Origin of the sequence: Pantoea sp. AS142 (assembly GCF_037152305.1) — a bacterium.
In the GTDB taxonomy this organism is placed as follows: Bacteria; Pseudomonadota; Gammaproteobacteria; order Enterobacterales; family Enterobacteriaceae; genus Pantoea.
Map to the genome: position 1 here is coordinate 214608 of NZ_JBBCMO010000005.1, position 19157 is coordinate 233764.

Genomic DNA, 19157 nt, shown 5'->3' on the forward strand with positions numbered 1-19157 from the left:
CGATACGCGGTAAAGTGACAGAGCCGCAATACCGCCGTCATGTTCTGAGTTATCACAGGAGTTTTCATGTTTCACGTTTATCACTCAAATCAGCTTGATGTGCTGAAGATTCTGGCGGCTGCGGTGATTAAACATGATCCTCTTGATGATCCTTTCGCCTCAGAAATGGTGCTGGTGCAGAGTCCAGGTATGGCGCAATGGCTGCAAATGGAGCTGGCGCAAACCTTTGGTATTGCTGCCAATATCGAATTCCCTCTGCCCGCCAGTTTTATCTGGGAGATGTTCGTCCGCGTACTGCCCGATATCCCGGTAGAAAGTGCCTTCAGTAAGGCCAGCATGGGCTGGAAGCTGATGCACCGGCTGCCGGTGATGCTGGAACATGAAGAGTTCACCTCTTTACGTCACTACCTCCATGACGACGGCGATAAACGCAAATTGTTTCAGCTCAGCTCCCGCGTGGCCGATCTGTTCGACCAGTATCTGGTCTATCGTGCTGACTGGCTCAACAGCTGGGAACGCGGCGAAACCATTGAGGAGTTGGGTGAAGCGCAGCGCTGGCAAGCCGCACTGTGGCGCGATCTGGTCAGTTATACTCAGACCCTGCGCCAGCCTGAATGGCACCGCGCTAACCTTTATGCGCGATTTATCCAGACGCTGGAACAGGCGAAAAGCACGCCGGAAAACCTGCCCAAACGGGTTTTCATCTGTGGTATCTCTGCACTGCCGCCTGTCTATCTGCAGGCGTTGCAGGCGCTGGGACGTCACATCGACATCCATCTGCTGTTCACCAATCCCTGCCGCGATTACTGGGGCGATATTCAGGATTATGCCTTTTTGGCGAAACTGCAAAGCCGTCAGCGCCGACGCCATGGGACAGATGAATCATGCGGACTCTTCCGGGATGCAGAGCAGGCACCGGCGCTGTTTAACGACGCCGGCGAACAGCAACTGACCAATCCACTGCTCGCCTCATGGGGCAAGCTGGGACGTGACAACCTGTTTCTTCTTAGTCAGATGGAGTCAAACGACGATATTGATGCGTTTGTGGATGTTGAGCCGGACAACGTGCTGCACTGCATGCAGCACGATCTTCTCAATCTGCAGGATAACGCCATCATCGGACTGAATGCGGCGGAACTGGCACACAGCGATCAGAAGCGCTGCCTTGATCCTGAGGATCGCTCGATTGCCATACAGGTCTGCCACAGCGCCCAGCGTGAAGTTGAAGTATTGCAGGATCATCTGCTGGCGATGATGGAGGCCGATCCAACGCTGAAAGCGCGTGACATTATTGTCATGGTGGCCGATATCGACGCCTACGCCCCTTTTATTCAGGCGGTATTCGCCAATGCGCCTGCCGATCGCTATCTGCCTTTTGCGATTTCAGATCGCCGCGCCAGTCAGGCTCATCCGGCCATTGTGGCATTTCTGCATCTGCTGGCACTACCTGACAGCCGTTTTGTCTCTGAGGATGTGCTGGCGCTGCTGGATGTCCCAGCGCTGGCTTCCCACTTCTCCATTGATGAAAGCGGCCTGCGTTTACTGCGACGCTGGGTCAGTGAGTCGGGTGTACGCTGGGGGCTGGATGATGCCAGCGTAGAAGCCCTGTCGTTACCGATTACCGGTCAGCATACCTGGCGCTTTGGCCTGCAACGTATGCTGCTGGGTTATGCGATGGAGAGCCATAACGGAGACTGGGAAGGGATTCTGCCTTATGACGAGTCGAGTGGTCTGGTGGGAGAGCTGGCGGGACATCTGGCAGATCTGCTCTCACGGCTTAATCACTGGCGACAGTTGCTGGCCGTACCCCGGCCACTGGCGGCCTGGCTGCCAATGTGTCGGGAACTCCTAAACGCCTTTTTCAGCCCTGATGCAGAAACAGAGGCCGCTTTGCTGCTGGTGGAAGAGCAATGGCGGCAATTGATTGAATATGGCATGGATGCCCGGTTTGACGAGGCGATTCCGGTGGCACTGTTGCGCGATGATTTGCGGAGCCGGCTTGATCAGCAGCGCATCAGCCAGCGATTTCTGGCGGGACAGATCAACTTCTGTACCCTGATGCCGATGCGCTCCATTCCTTTTCAGTTGGTCTGTTTGCTGGGCATGAACGATGGCGTCTATCCGCGTACCTTAGCGCCGTTAGGTTTTGATCTGATGCAGCAGCAGTCCCGTAAAGGCGACCGCAGCCGCCGCGATGACGACCGCTATCTCTTTCTTGAGGCGATGATCTCAGCACAGCGACAGCTTTACATCAGTTACATCGGTCGGGCGATTCAGGATAATACGGAACGCTACCCGTCGGTGCTGGTCACAGAACTGCTGGATTACATTGGACAGAGTTTTTATCTGGACGGCGAGGGTCATCTTGAGCTGGATGAGAGTGCCGAACGGGTGCAGATGCACCTGCAGCACCTGCACAGCAGGATGCCGTTTGCCGCAGAAAACTTCCAGCCTGCTGCGAGACTGCAGAGTTTTGCCCGCGAGTGGCTGCCTGCCGCGCAGGGCACGGGGCAGCCCCAACCCGATTTTGTTCAGCCGCTTGAGATGCCGTTAATTGATGCGCTGACGCTGGAGGCGTTTCTGCGCTTCTGGCGACATCCGGTTCGTGCCTGGTTCCATCAGCGGCTCGGCGTAAGTTTCTGGCTGGAGGAGAATGAACTGCCCGACAGTGAACCGTTTGCGCTCGACAACCTGGAGCGTTACCAGATCAACGCGCAGTTGCTGAATGCATTGGTCGAAGGCGAGGACACCCAGCGTCTCTATTCGCACCATCGTGCAGCCGGTAATCTGCCCTATGGTGCGTTTGGTGAGCTTTTCTGGCAGGCGCAGCGTGATGAGATGCAGGAAGTGGCCGCAGACGTGGTCACTCAGCGCAGCGACGGTGAGAGCTGGGAAGTGAATCTGCAACTGGAGCAGGTTAGCTTAACCGGCTGGCTGACGCAGGTTCAGAGTGATGGATTGCTGCGCTGGCGGCCTGGCGTGCTCAACATGAACGACGGAGTGTTACTCTGGCTGGAGCATCTGGTTTACTGCGCGCTGGGAGGCACCGGCAGCAGCCGGATGTTTGGCCGGCAGCAGAGCCGCTGGTGTTTCCTTGCCGTGCCGCAGACAGAGGCCATTGCTGCGCTGAATGAGTATGTCAGCGGCTATCTCACCGGGATGCGTCAGCCGCTGATGCTGCTTAACAAGAGTGGCGGCGCATGGCTGACTGCCAGCTATGACAAAAAAAGTCAGCAGTTACTGACTGACGAGGCAACCCGGCTCAAGGCGCGTAATCGCCTGCTGACGGCCTGGTCAGGCAGCTATCAGGTTGAGGGTGAAGGCAGCGATCCCTACCTGCAACGTCTTTGCCGGGTGTTGGATGAGCCACAATTGAAGCAAATAACTGAGGCGGCACAGCGCTGGTATTTACCGGTGCTTGCTGCACATCAGGATGATGAATAGCAGGTCAGAGAGTAGTTTTGCTTACTGACACATTACACAGAAATTTTGCTCTGCTTTGAGCCGCCGCGTCAGACATTGGCGGCTTATCGGGAAACGAGAGGGGTTTACATGCGGGTACACGCACGCTGGATAGCGTCGCTAATGTTAAGCCTGGTGGCTTGTACAGCACTGGGGCAGGCATCATCAGGCTGGCAGCCAGTTAACGGCACCATTCGCAAAAGTGAACAGGATCCCCGCCACTATCAGGCTATCCGGCTTGATAACGGGATGACGGTGTTACTGGTTTCCGATCCTGTCGCACCTAAATCACTGGCGGCGCTGACGCTGCCGATAGGATCGCTGGACGATCCCGACCAGCAGGCGGGACTGGCGCACTACCTTGAGCATATGGTACTGATGGGCTCAAAGCGTTACCCGCAGCCGGAAAACCTGGCCGAATTCCTGAAAAAGCATGGCGGCAGCCACAACGCCAGTACAGCCTCATACCGCACTGCCTTTTATCTGGAAGTGGAAAATGATTCGCTGGAACCGGCGGTTGATCGACTGGCAGATGCAGTGGCTGAGCCGCTGCTGGATCCGGTTAACGCAGACCGTGAGCGCCATGCCGTGAACGCCGAGCTAACCATGGCGCGATCGCGCGATGGCCTGCGTATGGCCCAGGTCGGCGCAGAAACCCTGAACCCGGCGCATCCGGCGTCACGTTTCTCGGGCGGCAATCTTGAGACGCTAAAAGATAAGCCCGGCAGCCAACTGCATCAGGCATTGCTGGATTTTTATCACACCCATTACTCCGCGAACCTGATGAAGGCGGTGATCTACAGCAACAAACCGCTGCCGGAGATGGCATCGATCGCGGCGAAAACCTTTGGCCGGGTGAAAAATCATGATGCCAGCGTGCCGGAAATTACGGTGCCGGTGGTGACGGATGCGCAGCAGGGCATCATCATTCATTACGTTCCGGCCCAGCCGCGCAAGCAGCTCAAAATTGAATTCCGCATTGCCAACAATAGCGATAGATTCCGCAGTAAAACCGACACGTTGATTAGCTACTTACTCAGTAATCGCAGCAAAAACACGCTGACTGACTGGCTGCAAAAGCAGGGGCTGGCCGACGGGGTCAATGCGGGCGCTGACCCGATGACCGAGCGTAACAGTGGTGTATTTGCGATTACCGCATCACTCACCGATAAAGGACTGGCACAGCGGGACGAAGTGGTAGCGGCCATATTCAGCTACATCAATTTGCTGCGTCAGCAGGCCGATGACAGGCGCTATTTCGATGAAGTTTCACACGTGCTGGCGCTCGACTTCCGCTATCCCTCCATCACCCGCGATATGGATTACATCGAATGGCTGGTCGATACCATGCTGCGCGTGCCGGTTGAACACACGCTGGATGCGCCTTATCTGGCGGACCAGTACGATGCCGCCGCGATTAAAGCCCGGCTGGAGGAGATGACCCCGCAGAATGCGCGCATCTGGTATACCAGCCCGCAGGAGCCGCACAACAAAACAGCCTATTTTGTTGATGCGCCGTATCAGGTTGAGAAGATCACCCCACAAACCTTTGCAGACTGGCAGCAACGTGCCAGCCAGATTACGCTGGCGATGCCCGCGCTGAACCCTTATATCCCGGATGACTTCACCCTATTGCCGTCAGACGGTAAAACGTATCAGCACCCGGTCAGGCTGGATAACGAAGACGGTATGCGCATTTACTGGATGCCCAGCCGTTTTTATTCTGACGAGCCAAAAGCGGCGATCACCCTGGCGTTACGCAACAGGCACGCCATTAGCGATGCCCGTCAGCAGGTGCTGTTTGGCCTCAATGATTACCTCTCAAGCCTGGCGCTGGATGAACTTAACTCACAGGCCTCAGTGGGCGGCATCAGCTTCTCAACCGGTGAAGATGAAGGGCTGGTGTTTAGCGCCAACGGTTTCACTCAGCGCCTGCCAACGTTGCTGAAGAAACTGGTAGAAGGTTATGCCAGTTTCCAGCCGACAGAGCAGCAGCTGGAGCAGGCCAAATCCTGGTATCTGGAGCAGCTGGACGCGGCGGAAAAAGGCAAGGCGTTTGAACAGGCGATTCAGCCGATGCAACTGCTGTCGCAGCTGCCTTATACCCAGCGCGAAACCCGCCGCAAGCTGGTAAGTACACTCTCACTTAAGGATGTGACGACCTACCGCGACACGCTATTCCGTGACGCCACCCCTGAGATGCTGGTGGTGGGTAATCTCAGTGCTGAGAGCGTGAAGCAGCTGGGACACGAGCTAAGACAACAGATGCAGAGTAATGCGACCCGCGATTGGCACAGCCCGTATGTGACCATTAAAAAACCGCTGAAAGCCAACCTGCAAAAGCAGGGCAGCAGCACCGACTCAGCCCTTGCCGCTCTCTATGTTCCACTGGGATACAGTGAATATCAGAGCATGGCGCACAGCTCTATGCTGAGCCAGATTGTGCAGCCCTGGTTCTACAATCAACTGCGGACCAAAGAGCAGCTTGGCTACGCGGTATTTGCCTTTCAGATGCCAGTGGGTCGTCAGTGGGGCATCGGCTTCCTGCTGCAAAGCAACAGTAAACAACCGGGCTGGCTGTTGCAGCGCTACCGGGCCTTCTATCCACAGGCGGAAAAACGTCTGCGCAGCATGAGCCAGGCAGACTTTGCGCAGTATCAGCAGGCGATGATCAATGATTTGCAACAGCGGCCTCAAACGCTCTTTGAGGAAGCGGATCGTTTTAGCCGCGACTTTGATCGGCAGAATGATCAATTCAACACCCGGCAAAAAGTGATAGAGCAGGTTCAGCAGTTAACCCCGGCCAGCCTGGCAAACTTTTTCCGGCAGGCCGTGATCGAGCACCAGGGCATGGTGATGACCTCGCAGATTGCAGGCACCGGCAATGGCAAAATTGAATTTGCCCGCCAGCCTGGCTGGAAAACCTGGAATGAAGTGGCGCAACTGCAGCAGTCGCTATCGGTAAAGAGTGAGACCCAATGAAGCAGTTACCTTCCGTTTCTCTGAATCCTATAACGCTGCCGCTCAGAGGCGAGCGGCTGATTGAGGCGTCAGCGGGCACCGGAAAAACCTTTACCATTGGTCTGCTCTATCTGCGCCTGCTGCTGGGACTGGGCGGTGAAAACGCGTACAGCCGACCGCTCTCGGTAGAAGAAATTTTAGTGGTGACTTTTACCGAGGCTGCAACCGCTGAGTTGCGCGGGCGAATCCGCGAGAACATTCATCAGTTACGTCTGGCCTGTATCCGTGGCAAAAGCAGCAATCCGATGCATCAGTTACTGCTGGAGCAGATGCCAGACCTGAATCAGGCCGCAGCGCAGTTGCTGGCCGCTGAACGGCAGATGGATGAAGCTGCCATCTTCACTATTCACGGCTTCTGTCAGCGAATGCTCAATCTCAATGCCTTTGAATCGGGCATGCTGTTCGAACAGGAGTTGATTGAAGATGAGCAGGCGCTGCTGAAACAGTCGACCGCCGATTTCTGGCGTCGTCAGTGCTATCCACTGAGTCTGGATGTGGCACGCGTCATCGCCACAGAGTGGAGCGGACCCGACAGCCTGCTGGCTACGCTGCGCCCCTGGCTACAGGGGGAGTCGCCGGAACTGAAATGTCCGCCCGCAGCCGATGAGACGCTGGAATCACGCCACACCCGCAACCTGGCGCGCATCAAAGCTATCAAGCAGCAGTGGCAGGCGATCAGCGCCGACATTGAGAGGATTATCAGTGCCTCGGGCGTGGATAAGCGCAGCTACAGCAGTAAACATCTGCCCAACTGGGTCGCCCGCGTCACGCAGTGGGCCAGCAGCGATACGCTGGATTATCAGCTACCCAAAGAGCTGGAGCGCTTTGGGCAGCAGGTACTGGATGAGAAAACCAAAAAGGGCGAAGCTCCGCGTCATTCGCTGTTTGAGGCGATTGATCAGTTTCTGGCAGAACCGCTGTCACTGCGGGATGTGATTATTGCTCAGGCGCTAATCGAGGTGCGTGCCACCATGCAGCGCGAGAAACGGTTACGTGCGCTCTTAGGCTTTGACGATTTACTGAGTAAGCTGGATGAGGCGTTGCAGCAGCCTGGCGGTGTTCTGCTGGCAGAAACCATCCGGGGGCGTTTCCCGGTGGCCCTGATTGATGAATTCCAGGATACCGATCCGCAGCAATACCGCATCTTCCGCTCGCTCTATATTAATCAGCCAGAACAGGCACTATTTCTGATTGGCGATCCCAAGCAGGCAATTTATGCATTTCGCGGCGCGGATATTTTTACCTATCTGCGGGCCCGAAATGAAGTCAGTGCTCACTACACACTCGATACCAACTGGCGTTCTTCACCTGAGATGGTAGAGAGCGTTAACCGCCTCTTTTCTCCGCTTGATTCGCCTTTCCTGTTCTCGGCGATCCCCTTTCAGCCGGTGAAGCCCGCTGCGCCCAATCAGTCGCTGAGGCTGATTTTTGACGAGCAGCAGCAACCGGCGTTACGTTTCTGGCTACAGCCTGGTGAGGGCGTCGGTAACAGCGATTACCAGCAGTTTATGGCTCAGCAGTGTGCCGCCGATATCAGCCGCTGGCTGGTGGCAGGACAGCAGGGACGAGCCTGGCTGGGTAAAGGCGAGGCGCTACAGCCGGTTCGGGCTTCCGATATCACCGTGCTGGTGCGCAGTCGCAATGAGGCCGGTTTAATCCGCGACGCGCTGAATGCGCTGTCGATTCCGTCGGTCTATCTCTCCAGCCGGGACAGTGTCTACACCACGCCGGAAGCGCGGGAATTACTCTGGTTACTACAGGCGATCCAGGCACCTGAACAGGAACGGCTGCTGCGCAGCGCGCTGGCGACCTCTGTTTTTGCCATTGATGCGGCGACGCTGGACGCGCTGACACAGAATGAACGCGAGTGGGATGCGCTGGTGGAGCAGTTTGCCGTCTGGCAGCAGCTGTGGCATCAGCGCGGCGTGTTACCGATGCTGCGTGATGTCATGATCAAGCGGCAGCTTGCTGAGAATATGCTGGCCTCGGCGAACGGTGAGCGTCGCCTGACTGACCTGATGCATCTGGGAGAGCTGCTGCAGGAAGCCTCGGTACAACTGGAGAGTCCGCACGCACTGATACGCTTCCTGGCGCAGCAGATTGCCCGGCCAAACAGCCAGGCCTCCAGTCAGCAGTTGCGGCTGGAAAGCGACCGCCATCTGGTGCAGATCATCACCATCCATAAATCAAAAGGGCTGCAATATCCGCTGGTCTGGCTGCCGTTTGCTGCCGGGTTCCGCGAGGCGGCCAGCGCACTTTATCACGATCGCGACAATTTCACGGCGCTGCTGGATGTACAGGGTGATGTACAAAGTCTGGCGCTGGCCGAAGAGGAGCGTCTGGCGGAGGATCTGCGTCTGCTCTACGTGGCCCTGACCCGTTCTGTCTATCACTGCAGCGTCGGCATCGCACCGCTAATAAAGGGCACCCGCAAAAAAGAGGGCGACAGTGATCTGCACAAGAGCGCGCTGGGCTATCTGGTGCAGCAGGGCGAGGCGGCTGATGCGCAGCAGCTGAGTCAGCGACTGAATGCGTTAACCGGTGAAGGGATTGCGCTGGTTGAAGCCGATTTACTGCCGGGAGTAATGTGGCAGGACATGCAGCACGGCGATGAGGCGTTAAGCAGCCGCAACGTTACCCGCGCGCTGACGGATGTCTGGCGGGTAACCAGTTATTCAGGCCTGCAACAGCATCATAGTTCGCCGCTGCTGGATGCGCTGCCCAACTTCGATATTGATGCGGCAGGCGAAGAAGAGAAGGGGGAAGAGGCGGCATTGACGCCGCATCATTTTCCGCGCGGTGCGGCCCCGGGTACTTTTTTGCATGGTCTGTTTGAGTCTCTCGACTTTACCAAACCACCGGACCGCATCTGGCTGGAAGATCAACTGCAGAATAATGGCTATCCGCTGAGCTGGATGCCGGTTCTGGAACAGTGGATTGAGCGGGTCTTACATACGCCGCTCAACACTGAGGGGCTGACGCTATCGGCAATAAAAAGCAGCGAACGCCTGATTGAGATGGAATTCTATCTGCCCATCAACAATCTCCTGACTGCGGCTGATCTTGACGATCTGCTGCGCCGACACGACAGCCTGTCTCAGCAGGCCGCCGTCCTGGAGTTTCGTCAGGTGCAGGGCATGCTGAAAGGATTTATCGATCTGGTCTTCCGCTGGCAGGGAAAATATTATCTGCTCGACTACAAATCGAACTGGCTGGGGGAAAATCACGCCGCTTACACGCCAGAGGCGATGGCTCAGGCGATGATTGGCCACCGCTACGATCTGCAGTATCAGCTCTATACGCTGGCGCTGCATCGCTATCTGCAACATCGTCTGCCGGACTACTGTTATCAGCGCCATTTTGGGGGGGTAATTTATCTGTTTTTGCGCGGGATGGATGGCAGATCGCCGGACAACGGCATTTTTTCTACCCGACCTTCTGAAGCCTTTGTGGATGAGATCGATGCACTGTTTGGTGAAACCGGGGAGATGTTATGAGTGACATGCTAAGTCTGCTACTGCAGGCGGTAGACAAGCGTCTCCTGCGGCCGCTGGATATTCAGTTTGCCCAGCTGCTGGCCCCGGAATCACAGCCTGCGCTGCTGCTTGCCGCCGCCTGCGTCAGCGCTGAGGCGGGTGAGGGACATGTCTGTTTGCCGTTGAGCAATCTTAGCGGAGCCAATCTGTTTGCCGGCCGTCAGCCTGCGCTGGCGCAGGCCATCTGGCAGGCTGCTGGCGCGCCAGATGACTGGCCATTACGCTTTGCTGACTGGTCGGCTGTCAGTGACGGCAGCCTGGTTACGCCGCTGGTGCTGAGTAACCAGCGTTTATATCTGCATCGGCTGTGGCAAAGCGAAGGCCGGGTCGCCGACTTTTTTGCTGCACAGGAAGTAAAAACCGCGTTTGATATGCGTGCCGCCGGCGACGTGCTGAACAGTCTGTTTGGTGACCAGCCAGAGAACTGGCAGAAAATTGCTGCTGCCGTAGCGCTAACCCGTAAGACTGCGGTCATTTCCGGCGGGCCGGGAACCGGCAAAACCACCACCGTGGCGAAACTGCTCGCCGCCCTGATTCGTCTGAATCCCGGTGCACTGCGGATTCAGCTGGCGGCACCGACCGGCAAAGCTGCCGCACGTCTGACCGAGTCGTTAGGCAGGGCACTGCAGGATTTGGTGGTCAGCGACGAAGAACGGCAGCGTTTCCCCGCTGAAGCCACCACGCTGCATCGTCTGCTGGGCGCACAGCCCGATACTCAACGACTGCGCTACCATGCCGGTAACCCACTGCATCTTGATGTGCTGGTGGTTGATGAAGCGTCAATGGTCGATCTCTCTATGATGGCAAAACTGATCGCCGCGCTGCCTGCCCATGCCCGCGTGGTGTTTCTGGGCGATCGCGATCAGCTGGCCTCTGTTGAAGCGGGCGCGGTGCTGGGCGATATCTGCCGCTGCACTGAAAGCGGCTACAGCCTGGCGCGGGCAGAACAGCTCGCACTGCTGACCGGCTGCACCCTGCAGGGCAGTGACGATGCGCAGGCACCGGCGGTACGTGACAGCATCTGTCTGCTGCAGAAAAGCTATCGTTTTGACGCCTCATCAGGTATCGGCCAGTTGGCAAAAGCGATTAACCGTGGCGATGCAGAGCAGGTCAGGGCGGTGTTTGCAGCGGCCCCTGAAGATGTCAGTTACCAGTCGCTGAACAGCGCGGAAGCGTATCAGACAATGCTCGATGAGGTCGCCCAGGCCTATCAACCCTTCCTGCAACTGATCAAACAGCAGGCACCACCTGCTGAGGTGATTGCGGCTTTTGGCCGTTATCGGCTGCTGTGTGCATTACGTGATGGGCCATTTGGCGTGCAGGGCCTGAACCAGCGCATTGAGCAGCGACTGATGCAGCTGCAGCGGATCCGGCGTCCTGGCATCGGCAGCCGCTGGTATGCCGGGCGTCCGGTAATGATCACCCGAAATGACAGCGCGCTCGGCCTGTTTAATGGCGATATCGGCATTACGCTGCGTGAGGAAGAGGGCAACCTGAAGGTCTTTTTTCCACTGCCGAATGGGTCGATCAAGGCGATCCAGCCGAGCCGATTACCCTCGCATGAAACGGCCTGGGTGATGACGGTGCACAAATCGCAGGGCTCGGAGTTTGATCACACCGCCCTTGTGATGCCCACGCAGTTTCTGCCGGTGCTGACTCGTGAACTGGTCTACACCGCGATTACACGCGCACGTCGGCAACTGACAATTTACAGCGAACCAAGCGTGTTTCAGCGTGCCGTGCAACTGCAAACGCAGCGTCGCAGCGGTCTGGTGGATCGACTGGGGGAAATCGGCTGAAAAGAGGGGGACAGACCACGATGGTGGTGCATGTCCCTTATGGAATGAATCAGGTGAGATCGGCCATCAACACTTTTGAACGGCGCTGATAGTTATACATCTCTTTTTTACTCTCCGGCAGTGACTCGATATCCACCGGCGTAAAGCCGCGTTCCTGGAACCAGTGGATACTGCGGGTGGTTAACACAAAGAGCTTTTTCAGACCCATCTGCTTTGCCTGAAGCGCCACGCGCTGCAACAGCATCTCACCGCGTGAAGAGCTGCGGTAGTCAGGATGCACCGCCACGCAGGCCATTTCGCCAATCTTCTCATCCATAAACGGATAGAGTGCTGCACAGGCGATGGTGAGATTGTCGCGCTGAATGATAGTGAACTTATCAATCTCCATTTCCAGCTGTTCGCGTGAGCGACGCACCAGAATGCCCTGCTGCTCCAGCGGACGAATCAGTTCGAGGATGCCACCGATATCGTTGATGGTGGCGCGACGGATCTGCTCTGCTGACTCCATAACAATCTGCGTACCGATACCGTCACGTGAAAAGAGCTCCTGCAATAGCGCGCCATCTTCCTGATAACTGATTAAATGGCTGCGTCGCACACCACTGCGGCAGGCTTTCACGGCACCACGCAGGAAGCGGACAGTGCCGGAAAGATAATCGCCTTCGTTTTCAATCTCGTCGATACGGGCCTGCGCATCATTTGGGAAGAGCTCGGAAATGATTTCACCTTCATTGTTCAGCACGCCCTGCTCTGAGCAGAAGCCGATCATTTTTTCCGCTTTGAGTTTGATCGCCAGTTGGGTAGCAACTTCTTCCGAGGTCAGGTTAAAACTCTCCCCGGTAACAGAAACCGCAACCGGGCCCATTAGCACAATAGCATCGTTATCCAGCTGGCGATGAATGGCCTCTTCATCAATACGACGGATACGACCGCTGTGACAGTAATCCACGCCATCATCCACGCCGAGCGGCTGTGAAATAATGAAGTTGCCGCTGACCACATTGATATGCGCGCCCTGAAGTGGGGTGTTGTTGAGACTCATTGAGAGGCGGGCAGTGATATCTAACTGCAGCCGGCCGGCAGCCTGCTTCACCAACTCCAGCGATTGCGCATCGGTCACCCGGGTAAATTTATGATAAACCGGCTCCAGCTGCTGCTGGGCCAGGCTGGCATCAATCTGCGGCCGTGCGCCATAAACCACCACCAGGCGGATGCCCAGGCTGTGCAGCAGACCGATATCATTAACAATGCCAGAGAAGTTCTCATGCTCAATCGCTTCCCCACCCAGCATGATGACAAAGGTTTTACCCCGGTGGGCATTGATATAGGGAACGGTATGGCGAAAACCCTGAACCAATTCAGTACTACGTTCCTTCACGGCCAACCCTCAGTGAATGATTATTCGTATTTTTTGTATTTTTATGCTTTTAGCTGTGATTTTGCAAGCCTTAATCCTGACGAAAATTTACGTTTTTTTGGGTGCCAAAGCCGCTAACAGCCTGCATTATTTAGGGTTTCCGGGGTGACATCATGCTGCGGATTCGGTAAAGTTTTCGCCGCCATTTTATTAACAGGCGATTTTTTACACATAACACAGCAGCGGGAGCGGCATGTCAGACGTTAATTCCCATTTTTCCCGCAGACGATTTTTACAGGGGACAGGCGCCTTACTGCTGTTAAGCGTCAGCCGGACAGGTATGGCGGCAAAGAACCACATTGTGGCGGTACGTATCTGGCCTTCATCCACCTACTCGCGCATGACGCTGGAGTCCAGTGTCGCGTTGAAGTATAAGCAGTTTGCGCTGAGCAATCCTGAACGGCTGGTGATAGATATTCAGGGCCTGCATCTCAATCCGGTTCTGAAAGGGGTGGATAAGCAGGTTCGGGTCGACGATCCCTTTATTAAAAATGCCCGGGTTGGCCAGTTCGACAACAACACGGTGCGCGTCGTACTGGAGTTAAAACGTAACGTGGCACCGAAAATCTTTAATCTGGCACCGGTCGCCGGGATCAATCACAGGCTGGTGGTCGATCTCTACCCCAGTCAGAACACAATTGAAGACGATCCGCTGCTGGCCTTACTGAAAGATTATAACCAGGGCGATATGGAGAAAGATGAAGGGGTGCAGGCGCCGTTGCCGGGCAAAGCGGGGCGCGATCGTCCTATTATCATCATGATCGATCCCGGTCACGGGGGGGAGGATCCGGGCGCACACGGCAAATATAAGACCCGCGAGAAAGATATTGTGCTGAAGATCGGACGGCGACTTAAGGCGCTGATCGATAAAGAATCCAATATGAAAGCGTATATGACACGCAATGAAGATGTGTTTATTCCTCTGCGCGTCAGGGTCGCCAAAGCGCGCAAACAGCGCGCCGATCTCTTTGTATCGATCCATGCGGATGCGTTTACCAGTCGTGCGGCACGTGGCTCTTCGGTCTTTGCCTTATCAACCCGCGGGGCCACCTCGGCGGCTGCTCGTTTCCTGGCTCAGACCCAGAATGAATCAGACCTGATTGGCGGCGTCAGCAAAAGCGGTGACCGCTATCTGGATCACACCATGTTCGATATGGTGCAGCGTCAGACGATTAGTGACAGCCTTAAATTCGGCAAAGAGGTGCTGCATCGCATGGGGCACATCAACCATCTGCACAAGCGCACCGTAGATCAGGCTGGATTTGCGGTGCTGAAAGCCCCTGATATTCCGTCAATCCTGGTGGAGACTGCGTTTATCAGTAACGTGGAAGAGGAGCGAAAGTTGCGAACCACCCGTTATCAGCATCAGGTCGCGGAGGCGATTCTGAACGGCATCAAAGCTTATGTGGAGAGTGGGGCGGCGCTGGCCCATCGGTAAAGGGGGGCGGGTAGAAGGCAAGGCTAGCCGCGCGCTTTTTATGGCGCAGGGAGGCTAAAGAGTAACTCAGGAACGGCAGAAACAAAAAAACACCCTTTCAGGTGTTTAAATGATTGGTTGCGGGGGCCGGATTTGAACCGACGACCTTCGGGTTATGAGCCCGACGAGCTACCAGGCTGCTCCACCCCGCGTCCGTATTGCGCTTTTCGACTTTTCACATTGTGACTTCTGTAAAACAACTGCAGAAGTATTGGTTGCGGGGGCCGGATTTGAACCGACGACCTTCGGGTTATGAGCCCGACGAGCTACCAGGCTGCTCCACCCCGCGTCCGTATTGCGCTTTGCGACTTTTCACATTGTGACTTCTGTAAAACTGCTGCAGAAGTATTGGTTGCGGGGGCCGGATTTGAACCGACGACCTTCGGGTTATGAGCCCGACGAGCTACCAGGCTGCTCCACCCCGCGTCCGTGGAAGCGCACTATACTCTCCGCGCTAATTGATGCAACCCCTTTTTAAAGATAAAAGCCAAATTAACAGCCAGTTGCTGAAGGATTCAACCATCTGACTAATTATTGAACTGATATGCGCCACGTCAAAGCGGATGCATTTCATTCTGTCGGGGGCTTTGCTATCGTCGCGGGGCGAACAGTTATAAAAAGAGAAAATAATGAAATCACATTGGGTGAAGTATGCGCTCACGGGCGCGTTAATCACGCTGCTGGCGGCCTGTAGCTCTAAACCGACCGATCGCGGTCAGCAATATAAAGATGGCAAACTGGAACAGCCGCTGGCGCTGGTGAATCAGCCCAATGCCAAAGGTGCGCCGGTTAATGGCAGGGACTTTGGCGAGCAGGTTCGACAGATTCAGTCTGCCTCATCCGCCCTTTATAGTCGTCAGAACGGTACATACAGCGCGATTGAAAGCTGGCTGATGGCGGGTGCTGATACCCGACAGCTTCGTCAGTATGGGCTCAATGCCTGGCAGATGGAGGGTACGGACAACTACGGTAACGTGCAGTTCACGGGTTACTACACGCCGGTGGTGGAAGCGCGTTACACCCGTCAGGGTGAGTTCCAGTATCCAATCTACCGCATGCCGCCGCGCAAACGCGGTGAAAAATTACCAAGCCGCGCTTCTATCTATAGTGGCGGACTCGATGATCGCTACATCATCGCCTACAGCAACTCGCTGATTGATAACTTCATGATGGATGTGCAAGGCAGTGGTTACATCGACTTTGGCGATGGCCGCCCGATGAGTTTCTTTGGTTACGCCGGTAAAAATGGCTGGGGTTATCACAGCATTGGTAAAGAGCTGATCGATCGCGGCGAAGTGAAGCGCGAAGATATGTCGATGCAGGCGATTCGCCAGTGGGCGCAGGCGCACTCACCGCAGGAGGTACGTGCGCTGCTGGAAACCAACCCATCGTTCGTCTTCTTTAAGGCGGAGCCGTTTACGCCAGTGCGCGGTGCCAGCGCAGTACCGCTGGTGGCGAAAGCCTCTGTCGCATCTGACCGCTCAATTATTCCGGCGGGCACCGTGCTGCTGGCTGAAGTGCCGCAGTTAAATGAGAAGGGCAAATTCAACGGCAAATATGAGATGCGCCTGATGGTGGCACTCGACGTGGGGGGCGCGATTAAAGGGCAGCACTTTGATATCTATCAGGGCATCGGCCCGGACGCCGCGCATCTGGCGGGCTTCTATAATCACTATGGACGTGTATGGGTGATCAAAGCCGCACCGGGTGCAGGACAGCCGCTGTTCTCCAGCCCGCAAAACGGGAATAATGGTTCACTGCTTCTTGGCTCTAATTAACTTCTTCTCTGCGGGCCTCCGGGCCCGCACGACGTGACGGGTTAAACTATGAAAGTGTTAAATGACGCCTGGCATCAGCGCTTTGGTGGCACGGCGCGTCTCTATGGACAGGATGCGCTGCAACGTTTTGCTGACGCACACTTCTGTGTCATCGGTATCGGCGGCGTCGGATCATGGGCGGCGGAAGCGCTGGTGCGCACCGGTATTGGTAAAATCACCCTGATTGATATGGATGATGTCTGTATCACCAACACCAATCGCCAACTCCATGCGCTGCAGGGCAACGTTGGTAAAGCCAAAACGGACGTGATGGCGGAACGGCTGCGCGGGATCAATCCTGACTGCGAGGTGATCTGCATTGATGACTTTATTACGCCAGAGAACACTGCCGACCTGCTGGCAGACGGTTTCGACTATGTGATCGACGCTATCGACAGTGTGCGGCCTAAAGCGGCCCTGATCGCCTGGTGTCGCCGGAATAAGATCCCATTGATCACCACCGGGGGGGCGGGGGGGCAGATTGATCCGACTCAGATCCAGGTGGCTGATCTGGCGAAAACCATTCAGGATCCTTTGGCGGCAAAGCTGCGCGAGCGACTGAAAAGCCTGGGCGTGGTGAAAAGCAGCAAAGGTAAACTCGGCATCGATTGTGTCTTTTCTACCGAAGCACTGGTCTATCCGCAGCCGGATGGCAGCGTCTGTGCTTCACGCAGCACCGCAGAGGGTCCGAAGAGAATGGATTGCACATCCGGCTTTGGCGCGGCCACCATGGTAACCGCCACCTTCGGCTTTGTTGCCGTTTCGCATGCGCTGAAGAAATTTCTGGCGCGCGCCGCCCGTCAGGACGCCGTCAGCGCCTGACGCGCTGAATGCTTTACCGCAGCGGCCAGCGCTTGCAGGCCGCTGCTGCGGGAGGCACTGAGCTGGGTGCGCAGGCCCAGCTCATCAAACAGTGTTAAGGGATCCATTGCCAGCAGTTGTTGCGGCGTCTGGCCCTCAACAGCGGTCAGCAATACTGCCAGCAGGCCGCGCACGATACGTCCTTCACTCTCTCCATAGAAATGCAGCGAGCCATCCTCACATAACTGGCTACCCAGCCAGACCCGATTTTCACAACCGCTCAGTTCAATTTCCGCTGTTTTCATTGCCTCCGGCATTGCAGGCAACTGGCGGCTCAGCTGGATCAGATGACGATAACGCTCCTCCCAATGATGAAAGCGGTTGAAGCTCTCTTTCAGGCTGGCAACGGTAATCTGTTCGCCAAACGGGTGTGGCGCTAACAGCGATGAACGCATAATCAAAACTCCGATAACAACGAAATGGCGTGCTTCATGGCGCGCACCAGCGCATCAACATCCTGCACATTATTATAGGGTGCAAAAGAAGCCCGCAGCGTACCGCTTACGCCCAGCGCCGCCAGCAACGGCTGCGCACAGTGCTGGCCGGCGCGCAGGGCGACTCCCTGCTCAGCCAGCAGCGTCACCAGATCGCTGTGATGCAGGCCAGCAAATTCAAATGCCAGCAGGCTGACGTTACCACAGCGGAAGCTGCGAAAGCCGGGCAATTCTGCCAGCTGCTCCTCCGCCAGCGTCGCAAGCTGCTGACTCCAGCGCTCCGCTTCGGGCAGATCGTACTGCGCCAGCCAGCTCAGTGCCGCACTCAAGCCCACCACGCCCGCCACATTCGGGGTGCCTGCCTCAAAACGCCACGGCACCGGTTGCGGCGTGAAGCCACTGAAATCAACTTCCGTTAGCATTTTACCGCCGCCCTGCCAGGGCTCCATCGCCTCCAGCAGTTCCGCTTTGCCATATAACGCACCAATGCCCATCGGACCGTAAATCTTATGTCCGGAAAAGGCGTAAAAGTCGATATCCAGCGCCTGCACATCAGGCGGACAATGCACCACGCCCTGCGCGCCATCGACCATGACTTTAGCGCCCACGGCATGGGCCAGCGGAATTGCCTGAGCAAGATCGGGGCAACCGCCGGTGACGTTCGACATCTGACCGACAGCCAGCAGGCGGGTGCGGCTGTTGAGCAGGGCGGGTAACTGGCTAATATCCGGCAGGCGATCCGGCCCTAACGGCCATTTTACGACGCGGGCACCACACGCCTGAGCAGCCATCAGCCAGGGAACCAGGTTGGCGTGATGTTCTGCTTCGCTGACCACAATCTCATCACCGGGCTGTAAGCGCGGGCGCAGCCAGCCGTTCGCCACCAGGTTGATGGCTTCGGTGGTGCCGCGCGTCCAGACAATTTCACGAGCCTCAGCGGCGTTAAGCCAGCGGGTAACCTGGTCTCGTGACTGCTCGTAGCGATGGGTTAAGGCAAGTGCGGCGGTAAACTGGCTGCGATGTACGGTTCCCGCGCTGAGGCTGTAAAACTGCTGCGTGCTGTCTATGACGGCCTGCGGCTTCAGCGTGGTGGCTGCGCTGTCGAGATAAACGCCGGCGTCGGCAAGCGCGGGAAATTGCTGGCGAAATGCGGTGGGATTAAATGCGGTCATGCCTGGCCCATGATGAGAAAAATTAGGACCAAACTGAAAGAATGGTCAGCGTCTGGCAAAGCTGGAAAAGCGCGTTATGCTGAATATTGCAAGGTTTGAACCAAACCCGCATAACGATCGGACGTTATATAGTCGATCTCACTTATCGGCTGCCTCTGGTT

The 19157-nt window shown here is 56.3% G+C and carries 10 protein-coding genes and 3 tRNA genes; 7 read left to right on the forward strand and 6 right to left on the reverse strand.

Features of this window, described 5'->3' with window-relative positions; translation table 11 throughout:
* Positions 1-66: 66 nt before the first annotated feature.
* From recC to recD, 4 genes are all read left to right on the forward strand, one after another.
* Complete coding sequence (gene recC / locus WFO64_RS11965; RefSeq protein WP_337011935.1) at positions 67-3444, forward strand: exodeoxyribonuclease V subunit gamma; 3378 nt, start codon at positions 67-69, stop codon at positions 3442-3444.
* A 108-nt stretch (positions 3445-3552) separates the two neighbouring features.
* Complete coding sequence (ptrA, locus tag WFO64_RS11970; protein WP_337011937.1) at positions 3553-6444, forward strand: pitrilysin; 2892 nt, start codon at positions 3553-3555, stop codon at positions 6442-6444.
* Entirely contained in the window at positions 6441-9980 is a 3540-nt protein-coding gene (gene recB / locus WFO64_RS11975; RefSeq protein WP_337011939.1) for an exodeoxyribonuclease V subunit beta, read from the forward strand. The genes ptrA and recB overlap by 4 nt, the downstream gene beginning before the upstream one ends.
* Positions 9977-11818 carry an exodeoxyribonuclease V subunit alpha gene (gene recD, locus WFO64_RS11980; protein WP_337011941.1) on the forward strand — a complete coding sequence of 614 codons (1842 nt, stop codon included), beginning with the start codon at positions 9977-9979 and terminating at the stop codon, positions 11816-11818. The genes recB and recD overlap by 4 nt, the downstream gene beginning before the upstream one ends.
* Positions 11819-11867: 49 nt before the next feature.
* On the opposite strand, the gene argA is transcribed toward recD, so the two are convergent.
* Positions 11868-13196, reverse strand: coding sequence for an amino-acid N-acetyltransferase (gene argA / locus WFO64_RS11985; RefSeq protein WP_337011943.1), 1329 nt, complete (start codon positions 13194-13196; stop codon positions 11868-11870).
* Between the two features lie 232 nt (positions 13197-13428).
* Between argA and amiC the strand changes: the two genes are divergently transcribed.
* Positions 13429-14673 carry an N-acetylmuramoyl-L-alanine amidase AmiC gene (amiC, locus tag WFO64_RS11990; RefSeq protein WP_337011945.1) on the forward strand — a complete coding sequence of 415 codons (1245 nt, stop codon included), beginning with the start codon at positions 13429-13431 and terminating at the stop codon, positions 14671-14673.
* 114 nt (positions 14674-14787) lie between these two features.
* Here amiC and WFO64_RS11995 read toward each other — a convergent pair.
* The 3 genes from WFO64_RS11995 to WFO64_RS12005 all read right to left on the reverse strand — a co-directional run bounded on the left by WFO64_RS11995 (position 14788) and on the right by WFO64_RS12005 (position 15138).
* Positions 14788-14864: transfer RNA gene (locus WFO64_RS11995), tRNA-Met, on the reverse strand.
* A 60-nt stretch (positions 14865-14924) separates the two neighbouring features.
* Positions 14925-15001: transfer RNA gene (locus WFO64_RS12000), tRNA-Met, on the reverse strand.
* 60 nt (positions 15002-15061) lie between these two features.
* Positions 15062-15138 (reverse strand) — tRNA-Met (locus WFO64_RS12005).
* Between the two features lie 203 nt (positions 15139-15341).
* On the opposite strand from WFO64_RS12005, the gene mltA reads away from it, so the two are divergent.
* Positions 15342-16490 carry a murein transglycosylase A gene (gene mltA / locus WFO64_RS12010; RefSeq protein ID WP_337011947.1) on the forward strand — a complete coding sequence of 383 codons (1149 nt, stop codon included), beginning with the start codon at positions 15342-15344 and terminating at the stop codon, positions 16488-16490.
* 48 nt (positions 16491-16538) lie between these two features.
* Positions 16539-17351: a tRNA cyclic N6-threonylcarbamoyladenosine(37) synthase TcdA gene (gene tcdA / locus WFO64_RS12015; RefSeq protein ID WP_337011949.1), complete on the forward strand. Its 813-nt coding sequence runs from the start codon at positions 16539-16541 to the stop codon at positions 17349-17351.
* On the opposite strand, the gene csdE is transcribed toward tcdA, so the two are convergent.
* Complete coding sequence (csdE, locus tag WFO64_RS12020; RefSeq protein WP_337011950.1) at positions 17330-17785, reverse strand: cysteine desulfurase sulfur acceptor subunit CsdE; 456 nt, start codon at positions 17783-17785, stop codon at positions 17330-17332. The genes tcdA and csdE overlap by 22 nt on opposite strands.
* A gap of 2 nt (positions 17786-17787) precedes the next feature.
* On the reverse strand, positions 17788-18996 hold the full coding sequence (gene csdA / locus WFO64_RS12025) for a cysteine desulfurase CsdA (RefSeq protein ID WP_337011951.1): 1209 nt from the start codon (positions 18994-18996) through the stop codon (positions 17788-17790).
* Positions 18997-19157 lie beyond the last annotated feature (161 nt).

Coding starts and splice junctions, on each gene's coding strand:
- recC (WP_337011935.1), top strand. CDS start 67: ATGTTTCACGTTTATCACTCAAATCAGCTTGATGTGCTGAAGATTCTG.
- ptrA (WP_337011937.1), top strand. CDS start 3,553: ATGCGGGTACACGCACGCTGGATAGCGTCGCTAATGTTAAGCCTGGTG.
- amiC (WP_337011945.1), top strand. CDS start 13,429: ATGTCAGACGTTAATTCCCATTTTTCCCGCAGACGATTTTTACAGGGG.
- csdA (WP_337011951.1), bottom strand. CDS start 18,996: ATGACCGCATTTAATCCCACCGCATTTCGCCAGCAATTTCCCGCGCTT.
- mltA (WP_337011947.1), top strand. CDS start 15,342: ATGAAATCACATTGGGTGAAGTATGCGCTCACGGGCGCGTTAATCACG.
- recD (WP_337011941.1), top strand. CDS start 9,977: ATGAGTGACATGCTAAGTCTGCTACTGCAGGCGGTAGACAAGCGTCTC.
- csdE (WP_337011950.1), bottom strand. CDS start 17,785: ATGCGTTCATCGCTGTTAGCGCCACACCCGTTTGGCGAACAGATTACC.
- tcdA (WP_337011949.1), top strand. CDS start 16,539: ATGAAAGTGTTAAATGACGCCTGGCATCAGCGCTTTGGTGGCACGGCG.
- recB (WP_337011939.1), top strand. CDS start 6,441: ATGAAGCAGTTACCTTCCGTTTCTCTGAATCCTATAACGCTGCCGCTC.